Source organism: Cryptosporangium phraense, assembly GCF_006912135.1.
In the GTDB taxonomy this organism is placed as follows: Bacteria; Actinomycetota; Actinomycetes; order Mycobacteriales; family Cryptosporangiaceae; genus Cryptosporangium; species Cryptosporangium phraense.
In genome coordinates, this window is record NZ_VIRS01000073.1 from 1 (window position 1) to 7,920 (window position 7,920).

At 69.1% G+C, this 7,920-nt stretch carries 6 protein-coding genes and 1 tRNA gene; 2 read left to right on the forward strand and 5 right to left on the reverse strand.

Annotated elements, in window-relative coordinates:
* The 4 genes from FL583_RS39705 to FL583_RS39725 form a co-directional block, all read right to left on the reverse strand.
* Positions 1-1,453 (reverse strand): FAD-dependent monooxygenase (locus FL583_RS39705; RefSeq protein ID WP_142710091.1); only part of this gene is annotated, 1,453 nt, incomplete at its 3' end.
* 385 nt (positions 1,454-1,838) lie between these two features.
* Positions 1,839-3,488, reverse strand: coding sequence for an IS110 family RNA-guided transposase (locus tag FL583_RS39715; protein ID WP_205752877.1), 1,650 nt, complete (start codon positions 3,486-3,488; stop codon positions 1,839-1,841).
* 756 nt (positions 3,489-4,244) lie between these two features.
* Positions 4,245-4,745: a DUF4279 domain-containing protein gene (locus FL583_RS39720; RefSeq protein ID WP_142710093.1), complete on the reverse strand. Its 501-nt coding sequence runs from the start codon at positions 4,743-4,745 to the stop codon at positions 4,245-4,247.
* 428 nt (positions 4,746-5,173) lie between these two features.
* Positions 5,174-5,255 (reverse strand) — tRNA-Tyr (locus tag FL583_RS39725).
* A gap of 101 nt (positions 5,256-5,356) precedes the next feature.
* Between FL583_RS39725 and FL583_RS39730 the strand changes: the two genes are divergently transcribed.
* The gene (locus tag FL583_RS39730; protein ID WP_142710094.1) at positions 5,357-5,848 is read left to right on the forward strand and encodes a YajQ family cyclic di-GMP-binding protein; all 492 of its coding nucleotides are present in this window, start codon (positions 5,357-5,359) and stop codon (positions 5,846-5,848) included.
* A gap of 103 nt (positions 5,849-5,951) precedes the next feature.
* Here the strand turns inward: FL583_RS39730 and FL583_RS39735 are convergent, their stop codons facing one another.
* Complete coding sequence (locus FL583_RS39735; RefSeq protein WP_142710095.1) at positions 5,952-6,368, reverse strand: TIGR03618 family F420-dependent PPOX class oxidoreductase; 417 nt, start codon at positions 6,366-6,368, stop codon at positions 5,952-5,954.
* A gap of 86 nt (positions 6,369-6,454) precedes the next feature.
* On the opposite strand from FL583_RS39735, the gene FL583_RS39740 reads away from it, so the two are divergent.
* Positions 6,455-7,618 (forward strand): sensor histidine kinase, encoded by a 1,164-nt coding sequence (locus FL583_RS39740; RefSeq protein WP_142710096.1) that lies wholly within the window; start codon positions 6,455-6,457, stop codon positions 7,616-7,618.
* The last annotated feature ends 302 nt before the right edge of the window (positions 7,619-7,920 follow it).

Sequence of the window (7,920 nt, forward strand, 5' to 3'; positions counted from 1 at the left end):
CGGCTGCCCAGGCGATGTGACCGTCCGGACGGATCAGCAGCGCGTCTGTCGGCCGCTGCTCGGTGCCGGCGGTCCGGATGTCGACGCGATCCAACCAGCCCGCGGCGGCCTCCCGCAGGTCGGCGCGGTCAGCGAGGACAAGGAGGATGGGGCGTGCACGGTGCAGAAGGGCGGCGACGCTGGTGGTGCCCTGGCCGGTCTGCAGGGTCAGGTCGGTGACGAATGTGCCGGTCAACGGGTGTGGATCGGAGCTGGGGTAGCGAAGGTCGGCGCCGGCGATCAGGGCACCGAGGCGGCGCGCCGGCTGGTCGTCGGCGAGGAGTTCCTGGACGACCTCGCGGAGTGCCTCGGCGGCCGGGTCGGTTCCGCGTCGCAGTGCTACCTGCGCGCGGGTCTGCAGTAGCGCCCGTTCTCCGGCGTACCGGCGTTCGGTCTCGTACGTGTCGAGTAGTCCGGACGGTGCCCCGCCCCGGATGTCGGCGGCCAGTTTCCAGGCGAGGTTGACCGCATCGAGCATGCCCAGGTTGAGTGCGGCTCCGGTCGCGGGAAGTAGATGAGCCGCGTCACCGGCGAGCAGGATCCGTCCGTCGCGGTAGCGGTCGGCCTGCCGGGCCTGGAACTGCCAGCGGGAAAGCCGAAACGCTTCGCCCATCGGGAGGTCCGCACCGAGCACCCGATGGACGCTCTGCTGGAACTCGGTCAGCGTCATCGGTTCGTCGTCGTCGTACTCGACCGATTCCTCCTCGACGGTGGTGGCGAACATGACCCCGGCTGTGACTCCTCCGAACCCGAAAGTGCCGCGTTCGGTGCGGGTGAAGCCCACGCCGATCCGGCCTACGCCGGGGATCTCGACGTCGCCGTTGGCGAAGCTGCGGACCGAGTCGGGCAGCGTGACCCGGGCCAGCCGGTTGACCTCTGGATAGGTGGTGCCGGGGAAGGCGATTCCGGTCAGGTCGCGGACGGTGCTGCGCGACCCGTCGCACCCCACCAGGTAGCGGGCGGTCACGTGTTCGGGCCCGTCCGGGCCCTGCACTCGCGCGGTGACCAGGTCGACGTCCTGGCTGGCCGCCGTCAGCACGCGTCCGCGCCGGATCTCGACGCCGGATTCGCAGGCGTGCTCGTCGAGGAAGCGCTCGAGGCGCGGTTGCGGGAGACCGATCGCGTGCAGTGGGGGCGCGGCCAGGCGGGTCAGGTCCACCTGCACGCCGCCGAACGGGAACCGGGGTGCCGGGTGCGGTGCGTCGCTGACTGCACGCAGCCGCTCCAGCAGCCCTCGGTAACGCAGTAGTTCCAGGATCTGGCCGCCGAGACCGCCGGCCTTCGGAGTGTCGCGCAATTCCGGGCGCCGCTCCAGCACGAGCGGTCGCGCTCCGGCCAGACACAGCTCGGTGGCCAGCATCAGACCGGTCGGACCGGCGCCGACAACGATGACGTCGACGTCCGTTTCTGGCATTCCTCGCACGGTTCTGCTCCCCGTTTATGCAGGTAAAGGATCCGGTCGCAGAGTGTGCACCCGCGCTGGGGTCTTGCCGCAAGACCCCCAGTGCGCTATAGCTTGGCAATGGAGGGAAGGGCGCTTCGAGCGTCCTTCGGCCGGTGAATATCGCGCCTGCGGAACGTGGAGAGCACTCCGGCGTAGCTTGACGCCGGAAATTACCGACCGGGCACTATCTCTACCTACATTCAGCATTCCGAGCGACTAATTGTGTTTCTTGAGGGTCTGTACAACCCACGCCAACCCAGGGTCGGAATTCGCTCCCTGCTTCCAGCCATTGACGCGAAACGTCCGGTATGCCGCGGGGCGCTCACCGCGGCCGGACCCGCTGTCTCCTATGTGGCTACAGCGTGAGCCAGTAAACGTTCGTGTCGCTACGTTGGAAGCCGAGCCGCTGGTAGAGCCGGTTGGCATGCTGGCGGGAAGGATGCGAGGTCAGGTCGACGGCGTGGGCCCCAGCTTCTCGGGCCAAACGCACTGCTTCCATAGTGAGGGCGGCGCCGATTCCTCGCTTCCGGCTGGCTTTGTCGACCACCACGTCCTCAATCCGTGCCTGCGTGCCCGTAGCAATGGGAAACATGACGAGCATTAGTACGCCTGCTATCTCGCCGTCGACGCGGGCGACGAGTAGGCGGTTACCGGGCCACCGCACGAGTGCGTCCACAGCGGCGGCGTTGAGAGGCGCGGCGCTCGGGTCGAGCTGAGGAAGCAGCAGGTCGAAAGCGCGAACAAGCTCAGGGGTGACTGCCTGTGCGACTTCCACAGCAATGGCCATGGTGGCCGATGGTAGCGATCGCACTCGCTGCGCCGAATTCGGACTGACGCCGGCGGAGAACTCACTCTCGTGGCACCCCTCTAGGTCAAGCCGGGGTCGTAGGGTGGTTGGTGACGGGTCCGGGAAGTGACTTTTCCGAAGCGTCGATGTCGGGGTTGGAGTCGGCCGCGCTGCAGTCAGGTGTCGTCCCCGGTTGTCCTCCCGGGCCGTCCCGGCTGTGTTTCGGGCGTCGCGGAGCATGGTGCGGTAGACGACGTCGGACAGGCGGCGTTTGAGTGCGCGCATGGCTTCGTTCGAGGTCTTCCCCTCGCTTCGGCGCCGGTCGTAGTAGACGCGTCCGGCGGTGGGGTTGCGCAGCTGGACGGTGGCCATGGTGTGCAGGACCCGGTTGATTTGCCGGTTCCCGCCGCAGGAGAGCCGGTGGTGGACGTGGTCATAGGAGGAGGCGTCGATCGGGGCGGTGCCGGTCCAGGACCCGAAGTGGGCTCTGGTGGGGAACCGCTGGATGTTGCTCACTTCGACCAGCAATCGGGCGGCGCCGGAGGGGCCGATGCCGTGCAAGTCCAGGAGGTTGGTGCCGGTCGCGCGGACGAGGTCGCGGAGTTCTTTGTCGGCGTTTTTGCTGCGCTGGTAGATCCGTTCGAGGTCAGTGATGAGTTCCGCGGCGACCCGGTGGCGTGCTTTACCTGCCGGATCGGTCGGTCGGACGTCGGCGAGGAGCTTCTTGGCTTGCGCGGCCGACAAGAATGTTTTCGCTCCGCCCGGGATGAGCAGCAGGAGCAGGGCGTGGAGCTGGGAGATCATCCGGGTGTGGTCTTCGCCCAGCGACCGGCGCCGGTCGACCAGGGTCTGCAGGACCGCTAGCTGCTGGTCATCGACGACGGGGTGCAGCCCGGCCATCCGCGTGCCGACCAATGCGACGGAGTGCGCATCGGTGGCGTCGGTCTTGCGGCCTTGGCCGGTGGCGAAGACGCCGGTTCGGGCAGACAGTTTGGGTGGCACGTCGATGACCTGCTCACCGTCACTGATCAGGCGGGCAGCGATGTGTTTGCCGATGCCGTTGCAGCCCTCGATTGCCCACACTCGTTCCGGCCAGCCGGCCACCGAATCTTTCATGGCCGCGTAGCCGTCGACGGTGGTCTCGAACCGGCCCCCGCCGACCACAGTCTCGTCGCTGGCCATCACTTCGATCGTGACCGATCGCTTATGCGGATCCATCCCGGATCACTACCCCGCGCCAACCGGACGACGGGCTGGTCAAAGCACTGTTCATTACTGCGTCAGTTCCTTCAGCGCCCCCTGCGACCACCAGGAAAAGTCGTGAGGGCACCGCTACTTCGAGCGCGGGGCACACCCCTCTTCAGCCACTCCGACCCTGAAGCGACGCCCGGCCCGCGCAGGCCACGAGAGAGCCACACGACCCGCGTGGGCAGCCGCGAGGGGAGCAACGAACCGGGCGCCTGGACGCTACCCCGTCGGGCACCGTCCTACCGCCCATTAGATAAGTAGCCGCGGATAACGAACTCGCCGGCGGCAGCGGCAACGGCCCGCGCGCCGTCGGAGCCGGTGGTTGATCGGCGGTTGCTCGGATGTAACGCAGCGTCGTGGGCGGGGGTGGTTCGTGGTGACGTGGCGACCACCGATCGACGCCTTCGGGCTCCGAGCTCAGGCTCCGTAGCGAATGTCACCAGGTAGTTCGTGGTAGCGCTGAGCGGGTCCTGGTGGTACAAATCGACTAGACGACTCGATAAACCTTCATTCCGGACTTTTAATCCGCGGGTCTGTTAACCAGTGCTATCTAGTGCGTTCTTTTGTTAGCCCGTGAGGTGCTAAAACGTCATTTCGGGCGGCACGCGGTGGTCTCTTCAGGAATCCGCGGGCTTACTGGTGGCTTCGCCGCGAGGGCGCGCGTCGATGGGAGCCGGCGAGGCTGATGTTGGTCTGCTCGCCGTTCGCGTGGCTGATGATCGCCGGTCAGCCGATGTCGAAGAACTGGTCGTGGTCGAGGCGCGCTCCGAGCGCGGCGAGCCGTTGAATCGTGCGTGAGCTGTAGGCGACCGCGGCGGCCGACGGGACGGGGTCGTCTCCGTCGGCATGGTGGCTGGTGCTTTTGATGACCACCATCACTCCGGTGCTGAGCCCGAGCGCATTGCAGGCGTGCCGGAGGCGGTCGGTGTAAGGCTCGACAGCGTCGAGGAGGCGGGTGACGACCTTCTCGCTGTTGGGCGTCTCCAGCGGCGGGACGCCGAACTTCCAGGCGGCGAAGTTCCGCGGCGGCCCTTGGCGGTACGGGGTCGGGTCACCGCGGCGCCAGGACTCGGTGGGAAGTAGCCCGACGAGTTCGGTGACCCGGTCGGGGTCGAACGCCATCTGTTCGAGTTGGGCCGGCGTGTAAGGCGGCTGGCCGAAGTCGCCTTCTCGGCTGAAGTAGAGGTATGCCCGCTGGAGGTAGGTCGCCGCGCGATAGCTTTCCATCAGGAGTCGGACGCTACGGCAATGTCGCTGCTCGGCGCCTCGATCGAGCGGCACCGCCGCAACGCGCGTCGTCCACCGGGAGAGGCGGCTGTCGGGCAGCTTCCTCGATTGGTCGGCTCACGCCGCTGGCGATGGGTAACCGCGGACGATTTGGGCCGGGTTCGGGCGTCCAACGGACGCGGTCGGCGTGCCACGCGTTGGTCGGTGTGTCGAACGGTCTGGGAGGCGCGTTGCGCGCGTGAATCGGCTCGAACGGGCGGCCGGCCGCCACGGACGTTGTCCGCCGTGCGTCCGGCCCCAGTGATAGCCCCTGGAACACAGCGGGACACAACCGGACACCCCGCCGCCCGCAGCGCGGACGAAGCCAGCGGACACGAAACAGCCCCTGTCCAGCGTTTCCGCTGGCCAGGGGCTGTTTGCCCTGCGTGTGGCGGGTGAAGGATTCGAACCTTCGTAGGCTGAGCCGACGGATTTACAGTCCGCTCCCTTTGGCCACTCGGGCAACCCGCCTAGGGACTTGCACGTGCCGTACTGCCAAGAGGCAGGATAGCCAATGACCCAGCCCGGGCACCAATCAGGTACCCGACACTCACCGGGAGGAGCACGACACCGTGGCGGACTCGTCGTTCGACGTCGTCAGCAAGGTCGACCGGCAGGAGGTCGACAACGCCCTCAACCAGGCCGCCAAGGAGCTGAGCCAGCGCTTCGACTTCCGTGGCACGAACTCGTCGATCGACTGGGCGGGCGAAGAGGCGGTCACCCTGCAGGCCGACACCGAGGAGCGCCTCCTGGCGGCGCTCGAGGTGTTCAAGGACAAGCTGGTCAAGCGGGGCATCAGCCTCAAGGCGTTCGACGCGGGCGACCCCCAGCAGTCCGGCAAGGCCTATAAGCTGAGCGGCACGATCGTGCAGGGCATCGAGAGCGAGAAGGCCAAGAAGATCGCCAAGGCCATCCGGGACGAGGGCTTCAAGGGCGTCCAGGCCCAGATCCAGGGCGACCAGCTCCGGGTCACCGGCAAGAAGCGCGACGACCTCCAGGCCGTCATCGCACTCCTCAAGGCCCAGGACTTCGGCATCCCCCTCCAGTTCACGAACTATCGCTAGGCCGTACTTCAAAGGCCAGCCGCCCGCCGTGGCCGAGGCCGAGGCAACGCGGCCGGTCGCCGCCTGGCCCGCGCCCACGACGGCCTGAACTCTGAAGCACCGCCTAGTTCGAGTAGACGCGCGACGGGGCGACGAGCACCGCTGTTCGCCGCTCCGCGCGCATCACCCGATCGAACTCGTCGAAATCCTCGTGGGTGCCGCCGGCCGCGGTGAAGATCTCCCGCAGCAGCAACCGCAGCTCCTCCGGGTCCGCGTCGTCCGGCCCGACCAGCCGGGCGCGCCCCTCGACCGCCACCCACTCCCACCCGACCCGTACCACAACCGTCACCTGAGGGCGTTCCCGCAGGTAGTCGAGCTTTCGCGCGCCCCCGCGCACCACGAACGCGACCTCGCCGGACCCGCCCAGCACCCCCGCATTCACCACCGACGACTGGATCGTCCCGTCGGCCCGCAGCGTCGAGACCACCGACAGCCCCTGCTCCCCGGCCACCAGCCGAGCCACATCCGATAGATCAGCCATGGGCGCGACTGTATGCCTCCCGACCGACACAAAATCCGCCTGTGGACAGACGCCACCCCCTCCCGCCCAGAACCTAAGCTCCCCCCATGCCCCGGGAACGCACAGCGCGCGCGGTGATCGACACGGTCACCGCGGCGACGATCGGCGTCCTCGACCTGCTGCTCCAGCGCGGCACCGCCCCGGTCGTCTTCGCCGCCGTCCTGGTCGCCGCGATCGCGGTCCGCCGCACGTTCCCGGTCGCCTCGGCCGCGCTGGTCACCGTCACCGCGTTCGTCCAGTGGCTGGTCATTCCCCAGGTCGGGCTGCTCGCCGCCGACCTCGCGGTCCCGCTCGCCGTGCACGCCGTCGCCGCCCACGGGCCCCGCCCGCTCAGCCGCGCAATGTTCACCGCCGGCCTCGTCGGCGCCGGGCTCGGCGCCACCACCTGGCCTCCGGTCCCCGAGGCCGACCTCCAGAGCCACCTCCTCTTCGGCGCCGCCCTCGCCGCGCTGGTCCTCGCCGGCTGGGCCCTCGGCGCACTGCACCGCGTCCGCGAGGAACGCATCGTCGCGCTCACCGAGCGCGCCCGCCTCCTGGAGGTCGAGCGAGACCAGAAAGCGCTGCTCGCCGTCACCGCCGAACGCACCCGCATCGCCCGCGAGATGCACGACGTCGTCGCCCACTCCCTGGCGGTCGTCATCTCCCAGGCCGACGGCGGCCGCTACGCGAACTCACCCGAGGCCGCCCAGCAGGCGCTCGCCACGATCAGCGAGACCGGCCGCCGCGCGATGAGCGACACCCGCCACCTCCTCGGCCTCCTCCGCGCCGAAGACTCCCGCGCTCCCCAACCCGGCCTCGCTGACGTCTCCTCCCTCGTGGCCCAGGCCCGCTCGGACGGACTCGACGTCGACCTGGACCTCGACCCCGGCCTGACCCTCGCGCCCGGCCTAGGCCTGGCCGTCTACCGGATCGTCCAGGAGGGCCTCACCAACGTCGTCAAACACGCCGGACCCGCCGTGCGCGCCTCCGTCGAGATCCGCTGCACCCCCGTCGAGCTCCTGGTTTCAGTTATCGACGATGGGCGCGGCGCCGCCGCCGGACCGGGAACCACCGCACCCAGCACCACCGCCTCGAACGCCAGCGTGATCGGCGGCCACGGCCTGGTCGGCATACAAGAACGAGTAGCCGCCTACGGCGGCGACGTGCGCGCCGGCCCCGCCCGAGCCGGCGGCCACGAACTCCAAGCCCGAATCCCGATGCTCACCCCCTGAACGCGCCTGCCCCAGCGGCCCGCGATGGTCCGCCCAATGCGGGATGTCCGGGCCATGAGCCGGTCGCCGAAGCTCGCGGCTCGCGCGGCCCCGCCGCGCCCCGCGCAAACCGGTGCTCACCCCCGACCCGACATCCATGCCCCCGCCGCCTCGCCCGCACCCACGCAGTGCATCCGCGCCCGCGCTCGGCGTCCGCGCCCGCGCTCGGTGTCCGCGCCCGCGCTCGGCGTCCGCGCCCGCGCAGTACATCCGCGCTCGGCGTCCGCGCCCGCGCTCGGCGTCCGCGCCCGCCCTACGTCCGC